The sequence below is a fragment of the Desulfococcus sp. genome (genome assembly GCF_041737845.1).
Classification (GTDB): domain Bacteria; phylum Desulfobacterota; class Desulfobacteria; order Desulfobacterales; family Desulfococcaceae; genus Desulfococcus.
The window spans coordinates 25,600-51,229 of record NZ_JBGSQX010000102.1 but is presented as its reverse complement, the minus strand read 5'-3'; the positions used below and the strand labels follow the sequence as shown (position 1 = coordinate 51,229).

The 25,630-nt window shown below is 63.6% G+C and carries 23 protein-coding genes; 12 read left to right on the top strand and 11 right to left on the bottom strand.

All coding sequences use genetic code 11. The features are described from left to right. Positions 1-20: 20 nt before the first annotated feature. The 8 genes from ACEW8N_RS11820 to ACEW8N_RS11785 form a co-directional block, all read right to left on the bottom strand. On the bottom strand, positions 21-1,643 hold the full coding sequence (locus tag ACEW8N_RS11820; protein WP_373500030.1) for an AAA family ATPase: 1,623 nt from the start codon (positions 1,641-1,643) through the stop codon (positions 21-23). 56 nt (positions 1,644-1,699) lie between these two features. Beyond that, complete coding sequence (locus tag ACEW8N_RS11815; protein WP_373500029.1) at positions 1,700-3,241, bottom strand: ABC transporter ATP-binding protein; 1,542 nt, start codon at positions 3,239-3,241, stop codon at positions 1,700-1,702. Then, positions 3,238-3,732 (bottom strand): xanthine phosphoribosyltransferase, encoded by a 495-nt coding sequence (gene gpt / locus ACEW8N_RS11810; RefSeq protein WP_373500028.1) that lies wholly within the window; start codon positions 3,730-3,732, stop codon positions 3,238-3,240. The genes ACEW8N_RS11815 and gpt overlap by 4 nt, the downstream gene beginning before the upstream one ends. A 52-nt stretch (positions 3,733-3,784) precedes the next feature. After that, the gene (locus ACEW8N_RS11805) at positions 3,785-4,708 is read right to left on the bottom strand and encodes an ABC transporter permease (protein WP_373500027.1); all 924 of its coding nucleotides are present in this window, start codon (positions 4,706-4,708) and stop codon (positions 3,785-3,787) included. Further along, on the bottom strand, positions 4,705-5,754 hold the full coding sequence (locus tag ACEW8N_RS11800) for an ABC transporter permease (protein WP_373500026.1): 1,050 nt from the start codon (positions 5,752-5,754) through the stop codon (positions 4,705-4,707). The genes ACEW8N_RS11805 and ACEW8N_RS11800 overlap by 4 nt, the downstream gene beginning before the upstream one ends. 24 nt (positions 5,755-5,778) lie before the next feature. Next, positions 5,779-6,843: a BMP family ABC transporter substrate-binding protein gene (locus ACEW8N_RS11795; protein WP_373500025.1), complete on the bottom strand. Its 1,065-nt coding sequence runs from the start codon at positions 6,841-6,843 to the stop codon at positions 5,779-5,781. 85 nt (positions 6,844-6,928) lie between these two features. Next, positions 6,929-7,414, bottom strand: coding sequence for a YchJ family protein (locus ACEW8N_RS11790; protein ID WP_373500024.1), 486 nt, complete (start codon positions 7,412-7,414; stop codon positions 6,929-6,931). Between the two features lie 190 nt (positions 7,415-7,604). Next, positions 7,605-8,432: a YpsA SLOG family protein gene (locus ACEW8N_RS11785; protein ID WP_373500023.1), complete on the bottom strand. Its 828-nt coding sequence runs from the start codon at positions 8,430-8,432 to the stop codon at positions 7,605-7,607. A 299-nt stretch (positions 8,433-8,731) separates the two neighbouring features. Between ACEW8N_RS11785 and hemL the strand changes: the two genes are divergently transcribed. Beyond that, positions 8,732-10,033, top strand: coding sequence for a glutamate-1-semialdehyde 2,1-aminomutase (gene hemL, locus ACEW8N_RS11780; protein ID WP_373500022.1), 1,302 nt, complete (start codon positions 8,732-8,734; stop codon positions 10,031-10,033). Here the strand turns inward: hemL and ACEW8N_RS11775 are convergent. Then, positions 10,030-10,854 carry an NAD-dependent deacetylase gene (locus tag ACEW8N_RS11775; RefSeq protein WP_373500021.1) on the bottom strand — a complete coding sequence of 275 codons (825 nt, stop codon included), beginning with the start codon at positions 10,852-10,854 and terminating at the stop codon, positions 10,030-10,032. The two genes, hemL and ACEW8N_RS11775, sit on opposite strands and share 4 nt — an antisense overlap. 232 nt (positions 10,855-11,086) lie before the next feature. Between ACEW8N_RS11775 and mpl the strand changes: the two genes are divergently transcribed. The 11 genes from mpl to ACEW8N_RS11720 all read left to right on the top strand — a co-directional run bounded on the left by mpl (position 11,087) and on the right by ACEW8N_RS11720 (position 23,453). Beyond that, positions 11,087-12,508, top strand: a complete 1,422-nt coding sequence (gene mpl / locus ACEW8N_RS11770; RefSeq protein ID WP_373500020.1) for a UDP-N-acetylmuramate:L-alanyl-gamma-D-glutamyl-meso-diaminopimelate ligase — start codon at positions 11,087-11,089, stop codon at positions 12,506-12,508. 128 nt (positions 12,509-12,636) lie between these two features. Next, positions 12,637-15,393, top strand: coding sequence for a tetratricopeptide repeat protein (locus ACEW8N_RS11765; RefSeq protein ID WP_373500019.1), 2,757 nt, complete (start codon positions 12,637-12,639; stop codon positions 15,391-15,393). A 3-nt stretch (positions 15,394-15,396) separates the two neighbouring features. Next, positions 15,397-15,708 carry a J domain-containing protein gene (locus tag ACEW8N_RS11760; RefSeq protein WP_373500018.1) on the top strand — a complete coding sequence of 104 codons (312 nt, stop codon included), beginning with the start codon at positions 15,397-15,399 and terminating at the stop codon, positions 15,706-15,708. Continuing rightward, positions 15,693-16,529 (top strand): nucleotide exchange factor GrpE, encoded by an 837-nt coding sequence (locus ACEW8N_RS11755; RefSeq protein ID WP_373500017.1) that lies wholly within the window; start codon positions 15,693-15,695, stop codon positions 16,527-16,529. The genes ACEW8N_RS11760 and ACEW8N_RS11755 overlap by 16 nt, the downstream gene beginning before the upstream one ends. Before the next feature lie 35 nt (positions 16,530-16,564). Further along, positions 16,565-18,316 carry an Hsp70 family protein gene (locus ACEW8N_RS11750; RefSeq protein WP_373500016.1) on the top strand — a complete coding sequence of 584 codons (1,752 nt, stop codon included), beginning with the start codon at positions 16,565-16,567 and terminating at the stop codon, positions 18,314-18,316. Between the two features lie 2 nt (positions 18,317-18,318). Then, the gene (locus ACEW8N_RS11745) at positions 18,319-18,606 is read left to right on the top strand and encodes a hypothetical protein (protein ID WP_373500015.1); all 288 of its coding nucleotides are present in this window, start codon (positions 18,319-18,321) and stop codon (positions 18,604-18,606) included. 89 nt (positions 18,607-18,695) lie between these two features. Next, on the top strand, positions 18,696-18,950 hold the full coding sequence (locus ACEW8N_RS11740) for a HypC/HybG/HupF family hydrogenase formation chaperone (RefSeq protein ID WP_373500014.1): 255 nt from the start codon (positions 18,696-18,698) through the stop codon (positions 18,948-18,950). A 16-nt stretch (positions 18,951-18,966) separates the two neighbouring features. Then, the gene (locus ACEW8N_RS11735) at positions 18,967-19,422 is read left to right on the top strand and encodes an NfeD family protein (RefSeq protein WP_373500013.1); all 456 of its coding nucleotides are present in this window, start codon (positions 18,967-18,969) and stop codon (positions 19,420-19,422) included. After that, a complete protein-coding gene (locus ACEW8N_RS11730) occupies positions 19,419-20,420 on the top strand; it encodes an SPFH domain-containing protein (RefSeq protein ID WP_373500012.1) in 1,002 nt (333 codons plus the stop codon). The genes ACEW8N_RS11735 and ACEW8N_RS11730 overlap by 4 nt, the downstream gene beginning before the upstream one ends. Before the next feature lie 5 nt (positions 20,421-20,425). Then, a complete protein-coding gene (gene hypF / locus ACEW8N_RS11725) occupies positions 20,426-22,696 on the top strand; it encodes a carbamoyltransferase HypF (protein ID WP_373500011.1) in 2,271 nt (756 codons plus the stop codon). Between the two features lie 28 nt (positions 22,697-22,724). Beyond that, entirely contained in the window at positions 22,725-23,453 is a 729-nt protein-coding gene (locus tag ACEW8N_RS11720; protein WP_373500010.1) for an amino acid ABC transporter ATP-binding protein, read from the top strand. Here ACEW8N_RS11720 and ACEW8N_RS11715 read toward each other — a convergent pair. Together ACEW8N_RS11715 and qmoC are read right to left on the bottom strand one after the other, a co-directional pair. Then, positions 23,450-24,367, bottom strand: a complete 918-nt coding sequence (locus ACEW8N_RS11715) for a TIGR01212 family radical SAM protein (RefSeq protein ID WP_373500009.1) — start codon at positions 24,365-24,367, stop codon at positions 23,450-23,452. The two genes, ACEW8N_RS11720 and ACEW8N_RS11715, sit on opposite strands and share 4 nt — an antisense overlap. 73 nt (positions 24,368-24,440) lie before the next feature. Continuing rightward, positions 24,441-25,589: a quinone-interacting membrane-bound oxidoreductase complex subunit QmoC gene (gene qmoC, locus ACEW8N_RS11710; RefSeq protein WP_373500008.1), complete on the bottom strand. Its 1,149-nt coding sequence runs from the start codon at positions 25,587-25,589 to the stop codon at positions 24,441-24,443. Positions 25,590-25,630 lie beyond the last annotated feature (41 nt).

Below are 25,630 nucleotides of genomic sequence, written 5' to 3'. Positions count from 1 at the left end.
GCCGGGTGCGGCGCGCCGGATCAGCGCAGGCGCCGGGCGATCTGGGAGGCGCGCCGGGCGCAGCCCTCCGTCAGGACCCGCACCAGGTTCTCTTCACGCGGCCCGTCGGTATCGACATGCACCACCTGGTCCTTCGGGAGTTCTTCGATGTCCTCGAATTCCGCAAGAAGGGGGTCGAGATGGCCGATCCTGGCGTCGGAAGGCCCCGGCGGCGCCTGCTCGCGCCGGGTGAGGCGCCGGGACAGGGTCTTTCGGGCGCAGGCGCACACCGCAAAAACCAGACTGGCATCCATGTCCTCCGCCAGCCTTCGCACCCCGTCCCGCCAGCGCCGAAGGGCATAGGTGGCGTCCAGCACCGCCGAACGGCCCGATCGGAGCTCATCCTGGGCCAGCGCCAGCAGACGTCCGTAAACCAGGGAGCGGCGTTCGGGGGAATAGGCCCCCCTGCCATAAGGGGAGACCGCGGCATCCGGCGCCGTCTCCTTTCTGACAATGTCGGAGCCGAAGACCCGGATCCCCAGCACCTTGCCCAGACGGCCGGCCAGGGACGACTTGCCGGATGCGGGGACCCCGCAGCAGACCCAGAGGGTCGGGCGTCCGAACAGGAGGGTATGGCGGTAGGCCAGGTCCATGTGGCGGTCGATCTCCGACGCAAGGACCTCCCGCTCCGCGGCGTCGGCCGAGGAGAGGCGCAGGCAGGCGACCTTGATGCGGACCACGGCCCGGTAGACCACGTAGAAATCGACGACGGCGAAAACACCGGGATCGTCCGCCGCCGCGGCATAGGCCGCAAGCAGATCGCGCCCCAGGTCGGCATGGCCCAGGGCGGCCAGGTCCATCACCAGAAATGCGATGTCGGCCGCCGCATCCCCGAACCGGAACCGGTCGTTGAATTCGATGCAGTCAATGATCTGGAGACCGCCGTCGAAATAGACGTGATCGGTCCTGAGATCCCCGTGGCCGTCGCGGATCCTGCCCTCGTCCACCCGACGGGCGAAGGCGCCGGCATGATGGGTGAGAAAGGCGCGGTTCGCCTCGCACAGGAATTCCCAGCGCGACGCCTCCAGGATCCTGCCCGCCCACGGCGCAAGCTGCCGGAAATTCTCTTCCATGTTGCAGGCGATGGCGTCGAGGCCGCCGTGGGCGTCGATGGCGGGGCTGCGCTCGCAGGCCCCGTAAAACCCGGCCAGCCGCCGGCCGATCCTGGCCACATGCTCCCGCCCGGCAGCGCCCGCCGCAAGGAGGGCCTTCAGGTTGGCCGCATCGGGAAGCTGCCGCATGGTCACGGCATACTCGACCACCGGGCCGCATGTCTCCAAAGAGACGGCGCCCGAAGGGTCCATATGGATGGGGACGACGCCGCGGTAGACGTCCCGGCTCAGCCGGCGGTTCAGGAGATCCTCCCGCATACAGGCGGTCCGGCGGTCTTCCAGGCGACGGAAGTCGAGGAAGCCCAGATCCACCGGCTTTTTTACCTTGTAGACGACCTCTCCGGTCAGAAAGACCGCCGAGATATGGGTATCCCGCCGCTCGACGCGGGACATGGGGTGGGGGTAAAACGCGGGGTCGCCCATGGCCTCGCACACCGCCTCGAAGGCGGGCCGGCCCTCGTCCTCAGGACGGTCACTCGCCTGTCGGGACATGGCATGAACCTCCTTCCGGGTTCCGCGAAAGAGGAACCCTTTTTCAGCCGGTCCGGTCAGGGCGCGGCCGCGCTGCGGGCGCGATCAGGACAGGCGGCCGATGAAATCCCCGCCATCAGCGGACCGATCTGCGCCACCTTCCCTGCATCGGAGGCATCGAAAACGTCCATGATCCTGCCGCCGAACATGACGGCGATGCGATCGGACAGGGCCAGGGCCTCGGTCAGGTCCCCGGTGATCAGGAGGATGCCTGCCTGCTTCCTGGCCTTGAGCAGGTGGCGCCAGACCTCCTCGGTGGCAGCCACATCGAGGCCCTGGGTCGGCTGTTCGGCGACGATGAGTCGGGGCTGCCGGTAAAACTCCCTTCCCACCACCATCTTCTGGAGGTTCCCGCCGGAAAGCTGCCGGGCCAGCGCAAAGACATTCATGGGGCTGACCCGGAAATTTTCAACCGTCTCGCGGGCCTTTCCCTCGGCGCTTTTTCCCAGCAGCCATGGCCCCCGGCAGAACCCCTCCCGGGTCGTCAGCAGAAAATTGTCCCGAAGGTCAAGGCCCGGGCAGGTGGCGATCCCCAGCCGGTCTTCGGGAATGTAACTGAGGATCTGCTCCGAGCGGTTCCGGGCGAAGAACCTTCGCCACGGGAGGTCCATGATCTCGACCCGCCCCTGCTCGGGCGGAGCAAGGCCGCAGATGACCTCGGCAAGGGCCTTCTGCCCGTTCCCGGCCACCCCGACAATCCCCAGGATCTCTCCCTGTGCGAGTTCCAGATCGACGCCGTTGAGGTCTCCTGACCGGAGGCCCCGGATATTCAGGATCCGCTCCCCCCGAAGAGCCGGCGTCTTTGCGACCTGAAGCAGCACCTCCCGGCCCACCATCCGGCGGGCCAGGTCCTCCCGGGAGACGACGCCGGCGGCCGCCATGGTATCGACGATCTCGCCTTTGCGCAGGATCGCGATCTCGTCCGCCACGGCCATGACCTCGGCCAGCTTGTGGCTGATGAAGACAATGGCCTTTCCCTGGTCCGCCATCCGGCGCATGGCCTTGAAAAGATGTTCGGTCTCGAGGGGCGTCAGCACCGCCGTCGGCTCGTCGAAGATCAGAACGCGGCTCTGCCGGAGGAGGAGTTTCAAGATCTCGACCCGCTGACGCTCGCCCATGGAGAGCGCCGATACCCTGCGGTCCGGATCGATGGCGAGCTGATAGGTTTCGGCCAGCGCCGCCACCTTTTCCCGCATCCGCCGAGGGTGCAGCCAGAAGCCCCCCTCCTGCCCCAGGAAGACGTTTTCCGCAGCAGTCATGGCCTCCACCAGCATGAAATGCTGGTAGACCATCCCGATTCCCGCGTCGATGGCGGATCTGGCCGATGAGAATACGGTCCGCCGGCCGCCGATGGCGATGTGCCCGCTGTCGGGCTGAAGCCGGCCGGCCAGGATGCACATGAGGGTGCTCTTCCCGGCCCCGTTTTCGCCCAGAAGGGCCAGGATCCTGCCACCATGGATGTCGAGGCGGATGTCGTGGTTGGCTCTGACGCGGCCGAAGCGCTTGCCGATCCCCTGAAGCTGGATCAGCGGCTCCGCTTTCTGGATGGGTTCGTTCACACGCCCCCCTGTTTCCGATCCGCGATGGGCTGGACGAACCGGGATTCGGAATCCCAGGGAAAAAGGATCCATGTATCCTGGCTGACCTCCGTGACATAGGTATCCACCAGGGATCGGCCGGCCGGCTTGGCGTAGACGGTGGCGAAATGCGCCCGGGGAATCATTTCCCGGACCACGGCCGCGGTCTTTCCGGTATCGACCAGGTCATCCACGAGGAGCCAGTCCGCGCCGTCGTCGGCCACCGGCTTGAGGACCCGGACCTGACCCTGGTCCTTTCCGGTGTAGCTGGAGACGCACACCGTATCCACCAGGTGGATGTCCAGCTCCCGGGCAATGATGGCCGAAGGCACCAGCCCGCCCCGGGTGATGGCGATGATGCCCCGCCATCTGCGTATTTCCAGAAGCCGCCAGGAGAGCGCCCGGGCATCCCGGTGAAGCTGCTCCCAGGAAACGGGATATGTTTTCGGGTATCGTCGATCCGAACCGGCCACCTGCGATCTCCCCTTTCTGTTTGTTTTCAGACCTTCCCGGCGCGCCCGCTCCTTACTCCAGGGGCTCCGCGTTGATGCCCAGAAAAGCCGGGGCCCGGTCCCCCCGCCCCCGCCAGGAGGAAAAGACCAGGACGAGGATCGTAAGGGCGTAAGGCAGCATCAGCAGAAGCGACGACGGGATATGGGTGCCCGTCGCCTGGAGCCGGAACTGGAAGGCCATCACCCCGCCGAAAAAATAGGCGCCGACCATGGCCCGCGCCGGATGCCAGAAGGCGAAGATCACCAGGGCCACGGCGATCCATCCCCTGCCGGCGGTCAGTCCGCTGGTCCAGAGATGGGTATAGGCCAGGGAAAGGTAGGCGCCCCCCAGCCCCGCAAGGAACCCGCCCACGAGAACGCCGACCCATCGGAACATCGCGACGTTCAAACCCGCTGCCGCTGCCGCTGCGGGATACTCCCCCACGGACCGGAGCCTTAGCCCCCACCGGGTGTTCCGGAAGAAGATCCACATCACCGGCGGGATCGCGTAGGAGGCATAGACCAGGGGGTCGTGACGGAACAGGATGCTTCCCAGGGCCGGAATGTCCGCAAGACCGGGCACGGGCACGGGATCGAACCCGGGGGCGCTCTGCCCGATAAAGGGGGTCCCGAGGTAGTCGGCCAGGCCGACGCCCAGGATGGTCAGGGCCAGGCCGGATACGACCTGATTCCCCTGAAAACCGATGCACACCAGGCCATGGACGGCGGCCAGCCCCGCGCCGAAAATCCCTCCGGCCAGGAAGCCCAGCACGGGGCTCCCCGTCAATTTTGCAGTCAAGAACGCCGCGAAGGCCCCCGCGATCATGACGCCTTCCACGCCCAAGTTAAGGACGCCCGAGCGCTCCGTAAAGATCTCCCCCAGCGTGGCATAGAGGATCGGGGTTCCCGACTGAACCGCGGCCGCCAGAAGCGGCACCATCATCTCCCACCAGGTCATGGGCGCCTCCTCGGGGTGATCCGGTAGTAGATGAAGAAGGATGCCGCCAGCACCGAAAGAAGGATCATGCCCTCCATGATCTCCCCGAAGGCGGCGGGCACCTGCAGCTCGAGCTGGAGGTTCTCGACGCCCACCCGCAGCCCCGCCAGCAGGAGGGAGGCGATGCCGATGAAGAGGGGATTGAGCCGGGCCAGCCAGGCGACCACGATGGCCGTGTATCCGTATCCGACCATAATGCTGGGCTGAAGCCGGTTTAAGGTGGCCGAGGCCTCGATGAACCCGGCCCATCCGGCCAGCCCCCCGCTCAGGACCATCACCAGGACCACCAGGTTTTCATAGGGCAGCCTCGCATACCGGGCCGCCTGGATGTTCTCGCCGCTGGCCTTAAGTTCAAAACCCAGGCGGGTATACCGGAAAAAAACCCATACGAGGAGGCCGCAGACGAGGCACATCATTAGCCCCCAGTTGAGGCTGGTCGCCCCGATCCTGCCCACAACGGCGTGATCGGGGAAGGCCGGGGTCATGGGAAACCCGAAGCTCGCCGGGTCTTTCCATCGGCCGTAGACCAGGTAATCCAGGAAGGAAACGGCGATGTAGTTCATCATCAGGGTGACGATGATCTCGCTGGCGCGCATCCGAAGCTTCAGAAAGGCGGGAATCAGGCCCCATAACGCCCCCAGGGCGAAGGCGGCCGCCATCATCAGGGGGATCAGCAGGAACCCGGGAAGCCACGAAAAATGATAGACCGCCCAGGAGGCACCCACCGCCCCCAGGGCATACTGCCCCTCGGCCCCGATGTTCCAGATCTGGAGTCGGAACGCAATGGCCACGCCCAGGGAGCATAGGTAGATCGGGATCGCCTTGACCACGCTATCCTCCAGGGCGAACCGGGACCCGAAGGCCCCCTGAAAGAGCAGCGCCATCCCCGAAAGGGGCGATTTCCCCTGGAGGCTCAAAAAAGCCGCGCTGATGCCGAGGGCGAAGATCACCGCCCCCGATACGACAAGACAGGAGCCCCACCCCAGCGGCTCCTGTCTTTTAACCATCCGAAAAGGATTCATGGGCAGTCGCTACTGCGTCGATCCGACCACGCCCCGGACGAACCAGTCCATCCCCAGAAGCTCGGGGTCTGCTGCGGATTTGCCGGAGGGGATCCGGACGGCGCCGCTCTGGTCTTTGATCTCGCCGGTAAAGGGTTCGAAGGCCCCGGCCACGATCTCCGCCTTTTTGGCCGCCACCCGGGACCGGACCTGTTCAGGCACGGCGTCGCTCATCTTGCTGATGTCGACAATCCCCTTGTCCATGCCGTACCAGTAGGCCCCGCTCTTCCAGGTGCCGGCTTTCACGGCATCGGCCATCTCCTTGTAGAACGGCCCCCAGTTCCAGACGGCGGCCACCAGGTGGGCCTTGGGGGCAAAAGCGCTCATGTCGCTGTTGTAGCCGATGGAATAGACCCCTCTCTCCTGGGCGGCTTCCTGGGGCCCGGGGGAATCCTGGTGCTGGGCGATGACATCCGCGCCGGTATCCAGGAGGCTCTTGGCCGCCTCCTTTTCGGTGGCCGGATCGTACCAGGTCTTGGTCCAGACCACGCGCACCGTCACGCCGGGGTTGACCGCCTGTGCCCCCAGGGTGAAGGCGTTGATGCCCCGGATGACCTCGGGGATGGGGAACGCCGCCACATATCCCAGGGTGCTGCTCTTTGTCATGCTCCCCGCCACCATGCCGGTGAGGTAGCGGGCCTGATACATCCGACCGAAATAATTCCCCATGTTCGGCGCGGTTTTAAACCCGGAACAGTGCATGAAGACAATATCGGGAAATTTCTGGGCCACCTTGAGCATGGGGTCCATATACCCGTAGCTGGTCGCGAAGATGAGATCGTAGTTTTTCCGGGCCATGTTCAGAATCACCCGCTCGGAATCCGGCCCTTCGGGAACGGCCTCGACAAACGCCGTGGTCACCCCGTCCCTGCCGTCGATGAACCTGCGGCCCATGTCGTGGGCATAGGAATACCCCGCATCCCCCACGGGCGACACATAGAGGAAGCCGACCTTTATCTCCTTATCCGCGGCAACCGAAGGTCCACAGCACAGCAACACCGCCAACATCGCCATCATCGTCCGTTTCATCATCATTCATCCCCCGCCTTGTTATGGGTTGACAGCACTCCGCCCGGCATGCCCGATCCTCCGGCCCGGGCAGCGCCGGACCGGATGCGTTTCAGCCGCAGCATTTCTTGTATTTTTTTCCGCTCCCGCAGGGGCACGGCTCGTTCCGGCCCACCTTGGGAGCAGTCCTCACGAACTGTTTGATCTGGGGGGTGCCGGCATCGAAGAAATACCACCGGCCATCCTTTTTCTTGAACTTGGCCAGTTCATGGTGCTTTCTCCGCTTGCCTTTTTCGGTGTAGTCCGCCTTGAACTCGACCTCGCCCTCCTCGTCTCCGATGCCGCCCGCCACGCATTCCACGATGTCGAGCTTCAGCCATTCGGTCTGGCCGGCCCATTTTTCCACCGTTTTCCGGCTGTCCGGCTCCTGCTGTTCGGGGTGGGTGGTGTCGACAATGTAATCGACGATCTTCCTGGCATAGGCGCTGAAGCGCGACCGGAGCAGTTCCTGGGCGGTTTCGGCAGATTTCTCTCCGGTGATCAGCGGCTCGCAGCATGCGGCATAGGCCAGGCCGGATCCGCAGGGGCATGGTTCCATAGTCAACTCCTTTTCTCGTTTTCGCTCTGATGTCTCCACAAGAATGGCGTCCCGTGGCGCCCGGAAAGGCTTGAGGGTGAACCGCGCCCCCTCCTTCCCCATGAAATTGAGGGCCTATACCAATATCCCGCCAAATTGTAAAGAACCGATCCTGCACTCTTTCCCGGCCGGCCCCGCATGAGGCATCCCCCTACTTTACGACCCGGAGGACCTGATCCGAGACCTGGAGGGCCTTCCACAACGCCCGGAGGATGACCGTCGAAGGCTCCTCGTCGGCTCGGGCCGAACGGGCCCGGCAGTCCGCCTCCAGCGGCGGGTTGCCCTGCCAGAGCCGGAATTCGTTCTTCACGTACATGCCGAGGGAGGGGATCAAGATATCGAGCCGATTTTCCGCCATCTTGGCGATTCGGCTCCGGTCATGGAAGCTCAGGGCCGACTGCAGGGCCGCCACCGCCTCGTCAACGGTTTTGGGGATCCGGACAAGGGATTCGAGCAGCCGGTCCGCAGGCGGGGCAAGGCCCATAGCCCCGTCGAGGTAGCGTTGGGGGTCGATGACCAGCAGGTGATAGAGCGCTTCGAGGATGCCCGAGGCCGTATGATGGATATCGGGCTCGCCGCCGGGCGGCGACCCGGTGACGGTCAGGACCTGAATTCCGTGCTCCCGGATCCAGGACTCGGCCTTGCGCGCCGCCTCGAATGCGGCGGTCCGCTCGACATCCAGAAGCAGGAGGGGGCGGTTGTGGCGCTCCGCGAGCCGGATATGGAGGGCAGCGCTCCCGGAAACCTCCCCCCGGGACACGACCATCACCCCGTCGCCGGCGGTAACGTTCCGCTCCGTCGCCTGGACGTAATTGGCGCCCTCCAGCACCGTCATCCGATAGGTCTTCACCAGGTCCTCATCCTCCCTGGCCCGCCAATCCGGAATCCAGCCCCCGCATTCGATCATGAACTTCAGGGCCACGTCCAGCGCCGCCCGCTCAACGCCCGCCTGTCCCCCGGAAATCACCTTTCGAATCATGCTGATGGTCGCTCCCCGTCTGTATTGTTGGCCGTCGGTCCAAACGACGGAATGCTTTCGCGCATCCTTCGTCGCCCCCATGGGTGATAATCTACCAAATTAAGATGATTCAATCGCAAGATCAATATATTATTTATCCCGGCCGCCGGCCGGGGGTGACGGCCGGGCGGGCCGTTCCCGACTCTCTTATTGCAATCCAGGACGATCCGGTGTATCTGATGTTTTTCAAATAATCGCTTTAAAATTGATAGCATAGGCAGACAACGGGCAATCAGAGCCAGGCATTGAAGGAGATCCGCATGAAAATAGACCATTCGTTGAAACTGTTTGAAGAGGCCAAGCATCTCATTCCCGGCGGGGTGAACAGTCCGGTCCGGGCCTGCAAATCCGTGGGCTGCTCGCCGCTGTTCATCGAACGGGCCCAGGGCAGCCGCATCTTTGATGTGGACGGCAACAGCTATATCGACTACGTGGGGTCGTGGGGCCCCATGATCCTGGGGCACCGCCACCCCGAGGTGATCAAGCTGATCGAGTTCGAGCTGACCCAGGGCACCAGCTTCGGGGCGCCCACCGTGCTGGAGGTCCGGCTGGCCGAAATGGTGAGGGACGCCGTACCGTCCATCGATATGGTCCGCATGGTCAACTCCGGAACCGAGGCCACCATGAGCGCAATCCGCCTGGCCCGGGCCTTCACGGGCCGGGACGCCATCGTCAAATTCGACGGGTGCTACCACGGCCATGCCGACGCCCTTCTGGTCGAGGCCGGCTCCGGGGTCGCCACCCTGGGCATCCCCGGCAGCCCGGGCGTTCCCCAGTCTTTTGTGGCCCACACCATCTCCCTGCCCTACAACGACATCGAGGCCTTCACCGCCCTGATGGAGGCCCGCGGGGACGAGATCGCCTGCGTCATCGTCGAACCCGTGGCCGGCAACATGGGCTGCGTGCCGCCGGCCGAAGGCTTCCTCGAAGCCCTCCGGAAGGAGACGGAAACCCACGGAACCGTATTGATCTTCGACGAGGTCATGACGGGTTTCCGTGTGGCCTACGGCGGAGCCCAGGCCCTGTACGGCATCACTCCGGACCTGACCTGCCTCGCCAAGATCATCGGCGGCGGGCTGCCGGTCGGCGCCTACGGCGGGCGGCGGGAAATCATGGAAAAGGTGGCCCCCTTGGGCCCCATGTACCAGGCCGGCACCCTGTCCGGAAACCCCCTGGCCATGGCCGCGGGCGTCGCCACCCTCAAACAGCTTCAGGAGCCGGGGGTCTACGAAGCGCTGGAGAGAAACTCCAGCCGGCTGGCCATCGGGCTTCAGGGCGCGGCGACCGTGCTCGGCCTGCCCGTCACCTTCACCCGGGTCGGGTCGATGCTGGGCATGTTTTTCACCGAGGGGCCGGTCACCAACTTCGCTGAGGCCAGGAAATCCGATTTGAAGATGTTCGCGGCATACTACAACGCCATGCTCGACCGGGGCATCTATCTCGCACCTTCCCAGTTCGAGGCCGCCTTTGTTTCCACGGCCCACTCCCAGGAGGATATCGACGAAACCGTCCGGGCCGCGGCCGAGGCCCTCGGTACCCTCGGCAGCGACTGTGAGTGTTAGGCCGCCTCGAAGAGCGAAAGGATCTCCGGCAGGACAAGGCCACTTGCGTCCTTGACCGCAAAGCCCCCCTGCCGGGAGGCCAGGGCCGCAAAGGGGTTGACGTCGATGTTGATGTCGACGATGACGGCGGTGTGCCGCCGGCTGACCTCCCAGGCCACCTTGTTGGGGAGGTTGGTCGTCCCGGAGGTCCCGGCGACGATGAGCAGGTCCGTGTTCCGCGCGACGTTCAGCGTTGACGTGAGCCGGTAGAAGGGTTCGTTGTAGACCTCGTCGAACCAGAGGACGTGGGGCCGCGCGGGGCCGCCGCAGGCCGGGCAGCGAAGCAGAGCCGCGTCCTCTTGAGTGAGCGTTCTCTCCCGTGTCCAGCTCTCGAACACCGAAGGCACCGGCGTGAGGGTCTCTACGCATTCGGCCGCGCAGCGCATCAGAAAGATGTTGCCGTGGATCTGAAAGGTCCGCTCGGGGGTGTTGCCGGCCCGGATGTGGAGGTTGTCGACGTTCTGGGTGATCAGGTGGAAGCGCCCGCCCAAAAGGCGCTCCATCCCCGCCACGGCCAGATGACCGGGATTGGGTTCGGCCCGTGCGCAGACCGACAGGCGATAGAGGTACCATTTCCATACCTCGTTGGGATTGTTGAGGAACATGCGGTGGGTGGCCATCTCCTGGGGGCGGTATTCTTGGGACCCGATGGTCCAGTACCCCTCGGGGCCCCGGAAGGTGGGGATGCCGCTCTCGGCTGAAATGCCCGCGCCGGTGAGGATGGTGATCGCTTTTTCAGAATGGACGAATGCTTTCAAGAGCTTTTCAAGAGATGGTTCCATGGGGTGCCTTTCCGCTGGACGATCTGTTTTGGCCGGCCGCATGCGCCCGGCGGATGGTGACGTGCGTCGGCCCTGTGGAACGAACCGCGCCATGACTGACGGATTCGTAAAAAGTCAATTTTCAGACGGTTTCATAAAAAGGCATAGATCCAGGCTTGCGCAGATATCGGCCTGTTTACGGAACCGTCATGACTGAACTCGATCTATCAGAAAAGAGAGGATGTGACAACCCATGGACATGCGCCTGAACCGGATTCCCTCCCCCGTGGAAACGATCCATCTCACGGCCGTTTGCGGCACGGGCATGGGGGCATTGGCCGGGATGCTCACGGACCTGGGCTACCGGGTCACCGGCTCCGACCAGGGGGTCTACCCGCCCATGAGCGATTTTCTGGCCGGAAAAGGGATCCCGGTGACCGAGGGGTTTTCCCCCGCGAATCTGGCCCATGGGCCGGACCTCGTCGTCGTGGGCAACGCCGTCACCCGGAACAACCCCGAGGCCTTGGCCCTGGCGGAGATGGGCATAGCCTACTGCTCCATGCCCCAGGCCGTCAACCATTTCATCGTCCGGGACAGGGCGGTCCTCATGGCCGTCGGCACCCACGGCAAGACCACCACCGCGTCCATCCTGGCCTGGATTCTTCACCACGCGGGCCTCGACCCCTCGTTTTTCATCGGCGGCATCGTGCGGGACTTCCAGAGCAATTACCGGCTGGGGGCCGGCCCGTACGTGGTCATCGAGGGAGATGAATACGACACGGCCTTTTTCGACAAGGGGCCGAAATTCCTTCATTACGATCCAACAATCGCCATCCTGACCAGCGTGGAGTTCGACCACGCGGACATCTTTCGGGACCTCGCCCACATCCAGGAGGCCTTCGACCGCCTGATCGACCGGATGGCCCCGGCAAGCACCCTGATTTCCTTTGACGGGGACAAGACCGTGGCGGAACTGATCCAGGGACGGCGGTGCCGGGTCGTCCCTTACGGGCACCGCCCCGAATCCCCCTGGCGGCTGGGGCGTACGGAGGCCGCGCCGCCCTGGACCCGCTTCGATGTCATCAGGGGCGGCCGGCCCTTTGGAACCTTCCGGACCCGCCTCATGGGCCGGCACAACCTGGGAAACATCCTCGCCTGCATCGCCGCGGCGGACGGCATCGGCATCGCCAGGGCCCCCATTGAGGCGGCCCTGGAAAGCTTCCAGGGGCCGCGGCGCCGCCAGGAGATCCGGGGAGTGAAGCGGGGCGTCACCGTCATCGACGACTTCGCCCACCACCCCACGGCGGTGCTTGAAACCCTCCTGGCGGTGCGGTCCTTCTATCCCCGGGAGCGGCTGGTCGCCGTATTCGAGCCCCGGACCAACACGAGCATGCGCCGGGTCTTTCAGGAGGTCTACCCCCGGGTGTTCGCGGAGGCGGACCGGGTCCTGATCCGGAAGCCCTCCCGGCTCGACAAGATCCCGCCGGAGGAGCGGTTTTCATCGGAGGCGCTGGTGGACGATCTGAAGCGCCGGGGCATGGACGCCCATCATTTCGACGACACCGAGGCCATCCTCCGGTTCCTCGCCGAGACATCTCAGCAGGGCGACGTGATTCTGATCATGTCCAACGGGGGGTTCGACAATATCCACGAGCGGCTCCTGGCGGCGCTGTAGCGTTGCGGGCGGATTGGCGGAAGATCCCCGGCGGACGGCCCCGGCACCCCATCCACTTGGCTCTTGATCAAAATCAGATTCGAAGGTAAATTCACGAAAATTTAATTCCATTTTTGGCAGCATCCCTCATGGCAAAAAACAAAAAAAAAGCAAAAAAGCCGGCCCCGCAGCAGATCCACGACCTCACCCGGGCCCAGTTGACTCAGGCGGCGGAAGCCTCCCTCCGGAACGGGGCGCCCAAGGCCGCCGTTGACATGCTCCGGTTCGCCGTCAAGAAGCATGGGCTCACGCCGGAACTGAAGCAGCGCCTGTTCCAGGCACTCCTCTCCCATGCGGGCCAGCTCCAGCGGCAAGGGCAGGCCCCGGAAGCCGAGGCCGCGGCGGAGCAGGCGGGCCTGATGGCGGAGGATGTCTCCTGGCTTGCCGAAGCAGACCTGCTGGCCTTTGTCTCCCTCTGTTCCGGGACGGGCGCCTTTGATACCTACAGCCGGTACGTCCGCTACCGACGGCGCGTTCCGGAAGCGGAGAGCCTGCTGGCAGGCCATCTCTTCCGGCATCGGCAGTGGGCGCTTGCCGACCGATTGGATTCCGCCGTTCCCCTGGCCCGGGAAGCCGACATTGTCCGGGAGGCCGTCGCCCTGATGGATGAAGGCGCCTGGGAAGACGCCCTGGAGGGCCTTCGCCCCCTGCCCCGGAAATCCTCTTTTGCGCCGGTCCGGCTGCTCTGCCGCGCCATGACGTCCTTTTACGCCGGAGACGACACCGACGCCGTCAAGGCCCTTTCCATGATTCCCGACCATTTCCCGCTCTCCGGGGTGACGGCCCGGCTGAGGGATGCGCTTTCGTCCACCGGGGGGCCGGAAACCCGGATGGACGCCGCCGCATCCCTCCCGGAGCTGTGGGAAGGCTCCCTGCTCCGCAAGGTGGACCTCCAGGACCTGATTCACAGCCTCGATCGCGGGAATATCGGGGAAAGCGCCAAAGCCGTGGGCAGGATGGCCCAATCCGCGTGCCCGGAGAACCCGGCGCCCCTCCGCGCCCTCCTCCTCCAGGCCGCCGGGGGGGCGGTCTTCGCCCAGAAGATCCCCCCGAACGCCTATCTGCGGATGGCGTCGACCCTCCTGCCGGAACCCCGGGCCGAAAGCCTGCATCTCCGAATGATGATGACCCTGGAGGCCTCCCCGGCGGATGCCGGAAGGTATCTCACGCGCCACCTGGCGGCGGATTTCCCCGACGCGGCGGAACGAAACATCGCCCATGCGAACGTCCTCCTCCATATCGTCCGGCAGCGCCATAAGCTCGGGTGGTGGGAGGGCACCCCGCTCGACGAGATCCCGGCCCGCTGCATGGATGTTCTGGGTCTGGGCCATCGGCCGTCGGCCGACATCCCCATTGAAATGGCGGTCAAGGCCCTGGTCCTGGATCCCGAAAACCGAGATGGGTACCTGCTTCTCGGGGAATTGCCCCGCCGCTCCAGAGAAGACCGGAAAAAGGTGGAAAGCGCGTTCCTGGCCATGATGGAAGGCTTCCCGGATGACCCATTCCCCTGTCTTACGCTAGCGTCGGTATACTACGAAAACCACGCGTTCCGGAAAGCCGAGAGCGTGCTGAGGGAGGCCATGCGACGAGCGCCCCATGACACCCGGGTGGTCGACAGGCATGCGGTCTCCCTCCTCATTGCCGCGGAGAAGAACATCCGGCGCGGCAAATTCCACCTGGCGTCCCCGGACATCGAGCGGGCCGGGATGCTGCCCAGCAAGGGAGCGGCCCCCTATGTCACCGCCAAGCGGACGCAGGTCACGCTCATGGACCCCCGGGCGCCCCGGGCCGTCCTGGAAACCGGCGGCCCACAGATGCGGCTTTTCGACGATGTATTCGATTTTGTCGCCTTTCTCGACGGGGAACTCAAGGCTCTGCCCCTCGTGGACCGGCTGCGGATGCTGTCGTTTCTCATTCCGGACCTCGAATACCAAGATTTTTCTCAAAAAAAACCGATCCTCAAATTCCTGATCCGTCGCTTGAAAGAAAATTTGGGTCAGGCAAAAAAACTGCCCTCCGCGGATATCGCCCGCCTTCTTTCTCCCCTGGGAAAGGATTATGCCGAGGTCTTCAGCGTCCTGAACCCGGCCCCGCTCCTGCTGAAACAGGACAAAAACCTCCTCGGCGCCATCACGGACGAGGAGATCACGGCAACCTACGATCTCATCATGGCCCGGGAGACCCTCACCCCCATCATAAAAGACATCCGGGTCCGGCTCAAACGCGCCGGCGCGAGGGAAAAGGTCATCCTGAATTTTTACCTGGCAGCCGTCCGACATATGTCGGGAGAGGTATACTCCTACGATCTTTTCCACGAGGTGCTGGATGAGGCCCGGGAACTCCCTTTGAGGGAGGCGCTGCGGGCCATCGCCCGCCGGCTGTCCCGCCATGCCACGGGGAATCTCCGCCAGGCCCTGGCCCATTTTTATTTCGGTCCCAAGCCCGGGGAGCACCCGTTTTTGCCGTTAGCGGATGAGGATGACGACGATTTCTTCTCATTTTTGGATGATGATGATGATGATGATGAATTCCTCGACCCCGGTAGCCATCCGCCGCTGGACCCGGCGTCGCTTTCGGGATTTCTGGAAAATATCGCATTGGATCCAGAGCCGGTCGTCGATATGTTCGAGCGCTTGATCGACAGCCTCGATCTTCGGGGCGAACCCGACCGGATCATCCGGATGGTGCGGAGCGAGTTTTTGCAGGCCCCTGGAATAAAGGGATTTTTCGATCAACTGGCCCGGCGGCTGGACCCGTCCCTGAAGGCGGTGAGCGGCATGAGCCGCGAGGCCAGGCTCTTCATCTACGGCACATCCCCCGGCAAGACACCCCGGAAGAGGAGGTAACCCATGCGGATCCCCCACCTGGTGTTAGGGATCTCCGACAACGCTGCCGATGCGGAAATCCGCAGCCGGTATCTGGAACTCGTGAAACAATACCCGCCGGAAACCGCTCCCGTCCGTTTTCAGCAGATTACCGAAGCCTATGAGGCCCTCCGGAATCGCCGAAAGCGAATCGAAACCACCCTGTTCGGAGATATGCCCGACACCGGCGATTTCGCCGGAAGGCTGACCCTGCTGGCGGATGCCGTTGAAGTCCGGCGCAGGCGGGCGGGCCTCAGGGAACTCTTCGAGATGGAAAAACGATGCTCGAAAAAATAAGACATACCCTGTTGAAGTGGGCCGGCCGGAGCACGGAAAAGACCGAGGCGGCAGATGACGCGCCCCCGCTCCCGGATGCCCCTCCTGAGGGAGGCAGCGGGCCGGCGGACCCTCGGGAGAACTGGAAGCGGGAGGCCCTGGACAATTTCGAGAGCTGGCTGGCGGACCTCCCGGACACCCCGCCGGCGGCTTCCGACACCGAGGTGGAGGCATGCGACCTGTACACCCTTCTCTCGGAGTTTTCGGCCCTGCGCCAGGAAATCCGCATGCAGAACCGCGAACAGCACCGGACCATGGGCGCACTGGAAGCGCTCTCCGCAGACATCCGCGCCGCCGTACGGGATGTCGACGGCATGCGGGGCGGCGCCCTTCAGGCCATCCAGGCCGTGGAGGGCCTTTCCCGGGAACTCAGGGCCTCCGTCGAAGAGATGCGCCGCCAGGTCGCGGAAGCTGTCCGGCGGGAAGCCGAAAAGCAGACCGTGCGCCCCTTTCTCGATATCCGGGACGCCCTGATCCGCGGCCGCCAGGCCTCGCGCGACATCGCAGGCAAACGGGGATTTTTCAGAAAACCGCCCAGGGAGATGGAGAGCGTCATCGAAGGCTACGACATGGCGCTCCGCCGCTTTGACCGGGCGCTCTTTGCCGTCGGCATCCATCCGGTGAATGCCGCGGGAAAACCCTTTGACCCGGCGACCATGCGGGCGGTTGAGACCTGCCGCCGGCCCGATATGGAAAAGGGGCAAGTGGCGGTGGAGACCCTGTGCGGTTTTGTCCGGGGCGGCGAGGTCATCCGAACGGCGGAAGTCATTGTCAATGAGTAGATCCACCCCCCTCACCCCATAAGGAGACAGGATTCATGGAACCCATCGTGGGCATCGATCTCGGGACCACCAATTCCGAGATTGCATATATCATCAATGATCGCGCCGAGGTGCTGAAGGATGGCGACGACGGCATCCTCCCCTCCTGCGTGGGGCTTACCGAAGACGGGAAAATCATCGTCGGCGCCGAGGCCAAAAACCAGGCGGTGATCGCACCCGATCGAACCGTTCTTTCCGTCAAACGGCTCATGGGCCGGGACGAGAAGATTGCCATGGGAGACGGCGTCTACCGGCCCCAGGAAATCTCCGCATTCATCCTGAAAGCCCTCAAATCCAGGGCGGAAAAGGTCCTCGGCCGCACCGTATCCAAAGCGGTGATCACGGTCCCGGCGTATTTCACCGACGCCCAGCGCCACGCGACCCGGGAAGCGGGAGAAATCGCCGGGCTGGAGGTGATCCGGATCATCAACGAGCCCACCGCGGCGGCGCTGGCCTACGAGAGCAACCAGTCGGAAACCCGGCGCGTCCTCGTCTTCGATCTGGGCGGCGGGACCTTCGACGTCTCCATCGTCAAGATCGAGGCGGGCATCGTCGAGGTCCTGTCCAGCACCGGGGACAACCATCTGGGCGGCGACGACTTCGACCAGAAGATCGTGGAACTCCTGCTTGAAGAATGTGAATCGGCGCTGGACATCGACGTAACCCATGACCGCGCCGCCATGGCCCGCCTGAGGCGGGCGGCCGAGGCGGCCAAGATCCTCCTCTCCAGCGAACCCTTCGCCATGATCGAGGAAGACCACATCGGCACAAAGGACGGACGGCCGGCCCACCTCTCCTACGAACTCTCCCGGGATCAATTCCAGGAGCTGATCGACGACGATCTGTCGAGGACCATGGAATCGGTCAGCCAGGCCCTGAGGGATGCCGACCTGCTGGCCTCCCACATCGACAAAATCATCCTTGTCGGCGGCTCCACGAGGATCCCTGCGGTCTCCGGGATGCTCGCGACCAAATTCGGCCGGATCCCCCACAGCGGCATCGATCCGGACCTGTGCGTGGCCGTGGGGGCGGCCATCCAGGCGGGGAGGGAGATGGGGCTGAAAAACACCGGCATCCTGCTGGACATCACGCCCTATACCTTTGGCACATCGGCCATCGGGGAGGTGGACGGGATCCCCACCCTGGACATGTTCGTCCCCATCATCCGCCGGAACACCAAGCTCCCGACCGCCAGAACGGAGGCCTTCTCCACCGTACAGGACAATCAGAAAGCAGCCGAAATCAAGGTTTACCAGGGAGAGAAGCCCCACGCCCTCGACAACATCCGGATCGGCACCTACATGTTCGACCTGACCCGGGCGCCCGCCGGAAGCGTCATCCTGCTCAACTACAGCCTCGACCTGAACGGCATCCTGAAGCTCGAGGCGGTGGAGAAGCACACCGGCAGGAAGATCCAGGCCGTCATCGAAAATGCCTTTTCGCAATATTCCGAGGAAACGCTCTCGGAATCCAGAAATCGGCTTGCGGAGATGTGGGATGATCCGGACGGGCCGGCCTTGGCTGAAACGGAAAAACCGGCGGACCGGAACACCGACCCCGGCCTGCCGGAGGCCCTCTCGGTCCTCCTGAAGCGGGCGGAGGCCAAATTGCCCGCTGCCCACGAGGAGGACCGGGAGGAGATCGCGAAGCTCATGAAAGAGCTCCGGGCCAGGGCGGCTGAAGCGGATACGGATGCCGTGAAGGCTTTGGCCGACGAACTGGAAGACCTCCTCTTCTACGTGGAGTAGACATGGATCGCTGCCCCGCCTGCAACGCCGACGTCCGCGAACGAACGGTGTGCCGCCGCTGCAAAACCGACCTCTCTGTGTTGACCGCCGTGGAAGAGCAGGCCGCCCGCCATGCGGAAGATGCGCGCTGCGCGTTCCGGTCCGGGGATTTCAGCCGGATGTTCCTCCACGCCAAACGGGCCTGTTCCCTCAGGTCCACCCGGGAATCCCGGCGTCTCCTCGCCGCCGCCGCCCTGCTGACCCGGCGGTATCGCACCGCGATCGGCCTGTGGCGGCCGCAGCGTCATTGATCCGCATGATTGACAATCGGAACCACAATATATACTTATGGCTGAAGCGCGTTCCACGATATGAACCAACCTCTTACCAATGGATTGACATGTGCCTTGCAATTCCTTCCCTGATTGTTGAAATCAACGGCGACATGGCCGTTATCGATGTGGACGGGGTCCGGCGGGAATGCAGTATTCTGATGCTGGAAAGCCCCAAGATCGGAGATTACGTCATCGTCCATGCCGGGTTCGCCCTCCATATCATTGATGAAGCGGACGCCATGGAATCCCTCCGGCTGCTCCGCGAGGCGGCGGCCATCATCGGCGGAGATGAACCGCCCCTCCCGGATTCGTCCGTTTGAGACCGGAGGCGGCGAGATGGATATCCTCAAGGACCCCGTCATTATCTGGTTTCTCATTGGACTGTTCTGTGTGATCGCCGAGTTTTTCGCCCCCGGGGTGATCATCGTTTTCTTCGGCGCCGGCGCCTGGGTCGTGGCGCTGCTCTGCCTGGGCAGCGAAATCAGTACAGCCCAGCAGATCACCGTTTTCACCGTCGTTTCCATCGGGGCCCTCGTGCTGCTCCGCAAGCGATTCAATCCCCCCGCGGACAGCGGCCCGGATATCGACGAGTTCATCGGCAGAACCGCTGTCGTTCTGGAGCCCATGCGACGGGGCCGGCCCGGCCGGGTGACCTTCAAGGGCGCCGCCTGGAAGGCCGAAACCACTTCCGACGAATGGCTGGAAACCGGCCGCAGCGTATCGATCGTCGCCAGGGAGAGCATCCTTCTTTTTGTCGAGTCCATCCCGGAACAGGAGAGCATGAGAAAATGAACACATTCACCTTTATCATGTCGGGAATCGCCCTTGTCGTCATCGTCGTATTTTTCAAAACCGTCCGCATCGTCCCGCAGCGTTCGGCCTTCATCATTGAACGCCTCGGAAAATACAGCCGCACCCTCGAAGCCGGATTCCACATTCTGATCCCTTTTCTCGACCGGATCGCCTACAAACGCTCCCAGAAAGAGGAGGCGGTGGACGTGCCGCAGCAGGTCTGCATCACCAAGGACAACGTCTCCATCGGGGTGGACGGCATCCTCTACCTCCAGGTGGTGGATGCCCAGAAATCGTGCTACGGCATCGAAAACTACAAGTACGCCGTCATGCAGATCGCCCAGACCACCATGCGGAGCGTCTTCGGCACCTTTGATCTCGACGACACCTTCGAGGCGCGGGATGTCATCAACCGGAGGGTGGTGGAGGCGGTGGACGAAGCCAGCGACCCGTGGGGCGTGAAGGTGACCCGGTATGAAATCAAGGACATCGCGCCGCCCCAGAGCATTATCGAGGCCATGGAGAAGCAGATGAAGGCCGAACGGGACAAGCGGGCCGAAATCGCCGAGTCCGAGGGAAAACGGCAGGCGGAGATCAACCGGGCCGAAGGGCGGCGGCAGGCCATGATCGCGGAATCGGAAGGTGAAAAACAGAAGCGGATCAACGAGGCCGAAGGGCGCGGCCAGGAGATCGAGCGGGTGGCGGAAGCCACAGCCCGGGGCATTGAAAAGATCGCCCAGGCCATTCAGGCCGAGGGCGGGCTTCAGGCGGTGAACCTGCGGATCGCCGAACAGTACATCCAGGAATTCGGAAAGCTCGCCCGGACCAACAACACCATGATCATTCCCTCGACCCTTTCGGACGTCGGCGGGTTCATCGCCGCCGCCAAGGGCGTCCTGGACGCCTTCGATTCGGCCGTGCCCGAGACGGGGCCTCCTCCGTCAAAGAAGGCGCCCCAGGGTACGCCCGGGGCCCGCTGGGACCTTCCCAGGCCCTGATATCCATGGCATCGCAACGGCTCTACATCAGCGGCATCGTCCAGGGGGTCGGGTTCCGGCCCTTTGTCTATCAGCTTGCCGGCCGGCACGATCTGAAGGGGGAGGTGGCCAACACCTCCTCGGGCGTCCGTATCCACGTGGAGGGAACGCCCGAAAACATCGCCCTGTTCCGCCGGGAGATCGAAGCGGCGCCTCCGCCCCTGGCGGTCATCACCGAGATCCGGACAGCGCCGGCGGCGCCCGCCGGCTTCAGGGATTTTTCCATTGTTCCCAGCACCGAGACCAGCCTCGCCCGTACCCTCATCTCCCCCGACACGGCGGTGTGCGACGACTGCCTCCGGGAGATGTTCGATCCGGACGACCGGCGGTATCGATACCCGTTCATCAACTGCACCAACTGCGGCCCCCGGTATACCATCATCGAAGACATTCCCTACGACCGGGCCAAAACCTCCATGGCCGCTTTCGCCATGTGCCCCGACTGCCGGGCCGAATACGACCATCCGGCGAACCGGCGCTTTCACGCCCAGCCCAACGCCTGCCCGGTGTGCGGCCCCCGGGCCGCGCTTCTAAACAACACGGGAGGCCCCATGGCCGTGGAAGATCCCATGGCCGCCGCCGCGGCACTGCTGAAGGACGGAAAAATCCTGGCCGTCAAGGGGCTGGGGGGGTTCCACCTTTCGGTGGATGCCGAAAACGAGGAAGCCGTGGCCCGGCTGCGGGGACGGAAGCGGCGCGAGGAAAAGCCCTTCGCGCTGATGGCCTCCGACCTGGACGCCGTCCGGAGGTTCGCCCGCATCCGCCCCGAGGAGACAGAGACCCTCTCTTCGCCCCGGCGGCCCATCGTGCTGATCGAAAAGGGAACCGGCCGCGGCCTTGCCCCCGGCGTCGCGCCGGGAAACCGGTATTTCGGGGTCATGCTGCCTTACACCCCGATCCATCACCTTCTGTTCGATACCGGGGCCGTCCGGTTTACGGCCCTGGTGATGACGAGCGGAAACATCAGCGACGAACCCATCGCCATCGACAACGAGGAGGCCCTGCATCGGCTTTCCGGCATCGCCGACGCCTTTCTGGTCCATGACAGGGATATCTACCTGAGAACCGATGACGCCATTGTGAGGCACGCCGCGGGCGGCCTCCGGCTCATCCGCCGCTCCCGGGGATATGCCCCGACGCCGGTTTTCCTCCACCGCCCCCTTCCGCAGGTTCTGGCCTGCGGGGCGAGCCTCAAAAACACCGTATGCCTCACCCGGGACAGCCACGCCTTTTTGAGCCAGCATATCGGCGACGTGGAGAATCTTGAGACCTATCGTTTTCTGGAGGTGACCGTCCGTCACCTCGAACGCATTCTGAACATCACCCCCGAGATCGTTGCCCATGACGCCCACCCCGACTACCTCAGCACGCGATATGCCCGGATGCGGGCGGAGGGGAAAAAAATCGCCGTTCAGCACCACCACGCCCACATTGCGGCGGGCATGGCGGAAAACGGGCTGGAGGGCCCGGTCATCGGGCTGGCCTTCGACGGGACGGGTTACGGCACCGACGACGCCGTCTGGGGCGGGGAGGTCCTGATCGCCGAATACCGGACGTTCCGGCGGGCCGCCCATCTCGCCTACACGCCCATGCCCGGGGGCGACGCAGCCGTGCGGGAGCCCTGGCGGATGGCCCTGGCCTATCTTCACGGGGCCTTCGGGGAGGGGCTCCGGGACCTGGGCCTGCCGATGCTCCAAAATCTGGATGAGACCCGCGTGCAGACCATCCTCGCCATGGTAAAGCAGGGCATCAACGCACCGCCCACCTCCAGCCTGGGGCGGCTCTTCGACGGCATGGCCGCCATTCTGGACATCCGCCGCACGGTCTCCTTCGAGGGGCAGGCGGCCATGGCCCTTGAAATGGCGGCCGATCCCGCCGAAGCCGGGCATTACGACTTTTCCTGGTCTTCCGGCGATATCCGGCAGATCCAGGTTTCCCCGATCGTTATGGGGGCTGTCCGGGACCGTCTTTCGGGCGTTTCCCCCGCGGTCATCAGCCGGAAATTTCACAACACCCTCATCCGCCTCTTCACCCGGTTGTGCAGCGAGATCCGGCGCGACACCGGACTGCCCCGGGTGGTCATGAGCGGGGGCGCCTTCCAGAACGGCATCCTGCTGGACGGGCTGACCCGGGCGCTCACCCGCGAAGGATTTGCGGTCTTCAGCCATTCCCGCGTCCCCACCAATGACGGCGGACTCTCCCTGGGCCAGGCCATGGTCGCCGCGGCCCTGGCCTGACGTCGACAATTATCCCAAAAGGAACACCATGATCCTGTTCAAAAAAGTCAACAAATGGTTCGGCAAGCTCCATGTGCTCAAGGATATCGATTTTCATGTGAACGCCGGCGAGGTCGCGGTCATCTGCGGTCCCAGCGGGTCCGGAAAGAGCACCCTCATCCGATGCGTCAACAAGCTGGAAAAGATCAAGTCCGGCGAGATCATCGTGGACGACCTGCCGGTTCACGACAAGCTCACCGACATCACCCGGCTTCGGGCGGAGATCGGGTTCGTGTTTCAGCAGTTCAACCTCTACCCCCACATGACGGTCCTGGAAAATGTCACCATCGCCCCCATCAAGGTGAAAAACGTGGCCAGAAAAGAGGCCGAGGCCATGGCGCTCGATCTGCTGGAAAAGGTGGGCATTCCCGACAAGGCGACCGCCTACCCTTCCCAGCTCTCGGGCGGGCAGCAGCAGCGGGTGGCCATTGCCCGGGGGCTGGCCATGCAGCCGAAGATCATGCTCTTTGACGAGCCCACGTCTGCCCTGGACCCTGAAATGATCAACGAGGTTTTGGATGTCATGCGGAAGCTGGCCGGGGAGGGGATGACCATGGCCGTGGTGACCCACGAAATGGGGTTTGCCCGCGAGGTCGCCAGCAAGGTGGTCTTCATGGATGACGGCAGGATTATTGAAACCGGAACGCCCACGGCATTCTTCACCGCGCCGGAGAATGAGCGGACCCGGTCATTCCTCAGTAAGATCCTCAAACATTAGGACGGAAACCGCTTCCCCTGGAAGCGGCCGGATTCCGCCAGAGACTCCCGGATGCGGGTCAGGGTCGTCCGTTCCAGCGCCCACAGGGGCGCCGCAAGCTCCTCCGGATGAGGGTCGCCGGTCAGGCGCTGAATGACCATCTCTTTCGGAAGATATTCCAGGAACTCACAGACCCGATCCACATATTCGGATTGCGAGAGGCATTGAAACGCCCCCTCCCGATAGAGCCGATCCAGGGCCGTGCCCCTCACCACGTAGAGCAGGTGGAGCTTGATGCCGTCAATCCCCATCTCCGCCACCGCCCGGGCCGTCTCCATCATGTGGCCGCGCGTCTCGCCCGGAAGCCCCAGGATGACATGGGCGCAGATCCGGATCCCCCGCCCCCGGGTCGCATCGACGGCCCGTCTGAAGCAGGCGGCATCGTGTCCCCGATGGATCCGCCGGAGGGTCTCGTCGTGGATGGACTGGAGGCCGTACTCCACCCAGATCATGGCATGCTCCGCATAGGCCTGAAGGAGTTCCAGCACGGGCTCGTCCACGCAGTCCGGGCGTGTACCCACACTCAGGCCGACGATGCCGTCGACGGCCGCAAGGGCCTCGTCGTACATCCCGCGAAGCGTGTCCAAGGGGGCATAGGTGTTGGAAAAAGACTGGAAATAGACGAGAAACTTCCGGGCCTTGTACCGCCTGGCAATGACGTGGCGGCTGTTTCGGATCTGCCGGGTGATGGACAGCCCCCGGGCATGCCCGCCGGTCCCCGATCCCCGGGCGTTGCAGTAGATGCAACCACCCCGCCCCGCCCTGCCGTCGCGGTTGGGGCAGGTCAGGCCCGCATCCACGGTGATTTTCTGCACGCGTTCACCGAATTGTTCCCTCAGCCAGGTGTTGAAATCCCTGTATGGCAACGGCTTCATATTCTTCCATAAAAAAGGGAGGCCGCAGCCTCCCCCTTTTCACCACGTCGACGTTTCCGTCGTGTGCAGTGCGCTATTTTCTTCCGGTATATTCCGCATAGGCCATGGCCGCCGTCCGGTATATGATGTGGGCGAACTTGGAGAACGGGAGGCACATGAAGAACACCCAGATGCAGAGCAGGTGGATGAAATAGATGAGATAAGAGGCGCCGGCGGCGCCGCCCAGACGGGTCATCTGGGTCAGCATGCCCGTAACGCCCAGGGCCAGGGCCAAACCGATGATGAACCAATCTTTATAGCCGGATGCCTGATCCTTTTTGGCCAGGCGGTCTTTGATCATCAATACCGCGCCGATGATCAGCGCCACGCCGGCGATGTTGGCAAGCCATTTCACCGGGTTGAACTGCGAATACGGCCCATGGATGCCGAAGCCGTAGAGGACGACGAAGAAGATGTTCGTGACGATGAAGAGCCCGAGGAACCCGAAGAGGACCATCATGTGGGAGGTGGCCCGCTCGGTATTCTCGCCGCACTCGGAAAATTTCTGGTGTTTGAAAATCCCGGGGATGACCTGGATCAGGGCTTCCACAAAGCCTTTGGGGTCGATCTTCCGGATGTCGGTTTTACCGCTGGCGAGCGCATCCTGATGGATGTCCGCAATAAACCGCTTGAGCCCCAGGGCAAAGATACCGATGGACGCAAAGAAGGTCGGGATCATGATGATGTCGACCAGTGTGGTGTGGATGAACTTGGCGTGTTCGATCTTGTCTCCGCCCGGCGTGAGATCCAGAAAATTGAAGCCCAGGATATTGAAGATCATGCCGACGACAATGAAGAGAACGGCGGGGATCGCCAGGAGCACCGGCAGTTTCTTGGGATCGCTGAACAACTCGGCCAGTTTTTTGGGCTGGGCGTATTCCTGAATGGCATAGGCCCGGACGGCGGCCAGAACATCCCCGGGCTTGGCGCCCCTGGGGCACAGGGTCGAACAGTCGCCGCAGTTATGGCACAGCCAGATATCCGCATTGCCGACAAGTTTGTCTTTCAGCCCCCAGGAGGCCGCGATCATCTCCTTGCGGGGGAAGGGTCTGTTATCCGGCGAAATCGGACAGGCCACGGCACAGGTCGCACACTGATAACACTTTTTGAGGTCTTCTCCACCAAGCCCGATGACCTCGTTGATAAATCCGACGTCGGGCTCCACCACATATCTATCCGTCATCTTTGTTCCTCCTGATCTGGTAAGCGTGAAAAGCCGATGGA

Coding starts and splice junctions, on each gene's coding strand:
- ACEW8N_RS11820 (WP_373500030.1), bottom strand. CDS start 1,643: ATGTCCCGACAGGCGAGTGACCGTCCTGAGGACGAGGGCCGGCCCGCC.
- ACEW8N_RS11745 (WP_373500015.1), top strand. CDS start 18,319: ATGGATCGCTGCCCCGCCTGCAACGCCGACGTCCGCGAACGAACGGTG.
- ACEW8N_RS11750 (WP_373500016.1), top strand. CDS start 16,565: ATGGAACCCATCGTGGGCATCGATCTCGGGACCACCAATTCCGAGATT.
- ACEW8N_RS11765 (WP_373500019.1), top strand. CDS start 12,637: ATGGCAAAAAACAAAAAAAAAGCAAAAAAGCCGGCCCCGCAGCAGATC.
- ACEW8N_RS11800 (WP_373500026.1), bottom strand. CDS start 5,754: ATGGTTAAAAGACAGGAGCCGCTGGGGTGGGGCTCCTGTCTTGTCGTA.
- ACEW8N_RS11720 (WP_373500010.1), top strand. CDS start 22,725: ATGATCCTGTTCAAAAAAGTCAACAAATGGTTCGGCAAGCTCCATGTG.
- ACEW8N_RS11775 (WP_373500021.1), bottom strand. CDS start 10,854: ATGGAACCATCTCTTGAAAAGCTCTTGAAAGCATTCGTCCATTCTGAA.
- ACEW8N_RS11790 (WP_373500024.1), bottom strand. CDS start 7,414: ATGGAACCATGCCCCTGCGGATCCGGCCTGGCCTATGCCGCATGCTGC.
- ACEW8N_RS11715 (WP_373500009.1), bottom strand. CDS start 24,367: ATGAAGCCGTTGCCATACAGGGATTTCAACACCTGGCTGAGGGAACAA.
- ACEW8N_RS11760 (WP_373500018.1), top strand. CDS start 15,397: ATGCGGATCCCCCACCTGGTGTTAGGGATCTCCGACAACGCTGCCGAT.
- hypF (WP_373500011.1), top strand. CDS start 20,426: ATGGCATCGCAACGGCTCTACATCAGCGGCATCGTCCAGGGGGTCGGG.
- ACEW8N_RS11805 (WP_373500027.1), bottom strand. CDS start 4,708: ATGACCTGGTGGGAGATGATGGTGCCGCTTCTGGCGGCCGCGGTTCAG.
- ACEW8N_RS11730 (WP_373500012.1), top strand. CDS start 19,419: ATGAACACATTCACCTTTATCATGTCGGGAATCGCCCTTGTCGTCATC.
- ACEW8N_RS11795 (WP_373500025.1), bottom strand. CDS start 6,843: ATGATGATGAAACGGACGATGATGGCGATGTTGGCGGTGTTGCTGTGC.
- hemL (WP_373500022.1), top strand. CDS start 8,732: ATGAAAATAGACCATTCGTTGAAACTGTTTGAAGAGGCCAAGCATCTC.
- ACEW8N_RS11785 (WP_373500023.1), bottom strand. CDS start 8,432: ATGATTCGAAAGGTGATTTCCGGGGGACAGGCGGGCGTTGAGCGGGCG.
- ACEW8N_RS11740 (WP_373500014.1), top strand. CDS start 18,696: ATGTGCCTTGCAATTCCTTCCCTGATTGTTGAAATCAACGGCGACATG.
- mpl (WP_373500020.1), top strand. CDS start 11,087: ATGGACATGCGCCTGAACCGGATTCCCTCCCCCGTGGAAACGATCCAT.
- ACEW8N_RS11735 (WP_373500013.1), top strand. CDS start 18,967: ATGGATATCCTCAAGGACCCCGTCATTATCTGGTTTCTCATTGGACTG.
- ACEW8N_RS11755 (WP_373500017.1), top strand. CDS start 15,693: ATGCTCGAAAAAATAAGACATACCCTGTTGAAGTGGGCCGGCCGGAGC.
- qmoC (WP_373500008.1), bottom strand. CDS start 25,589: ATGACGGATAGATATGTGGTGGAGCCCGACGTCGGATTTATCAACGAG.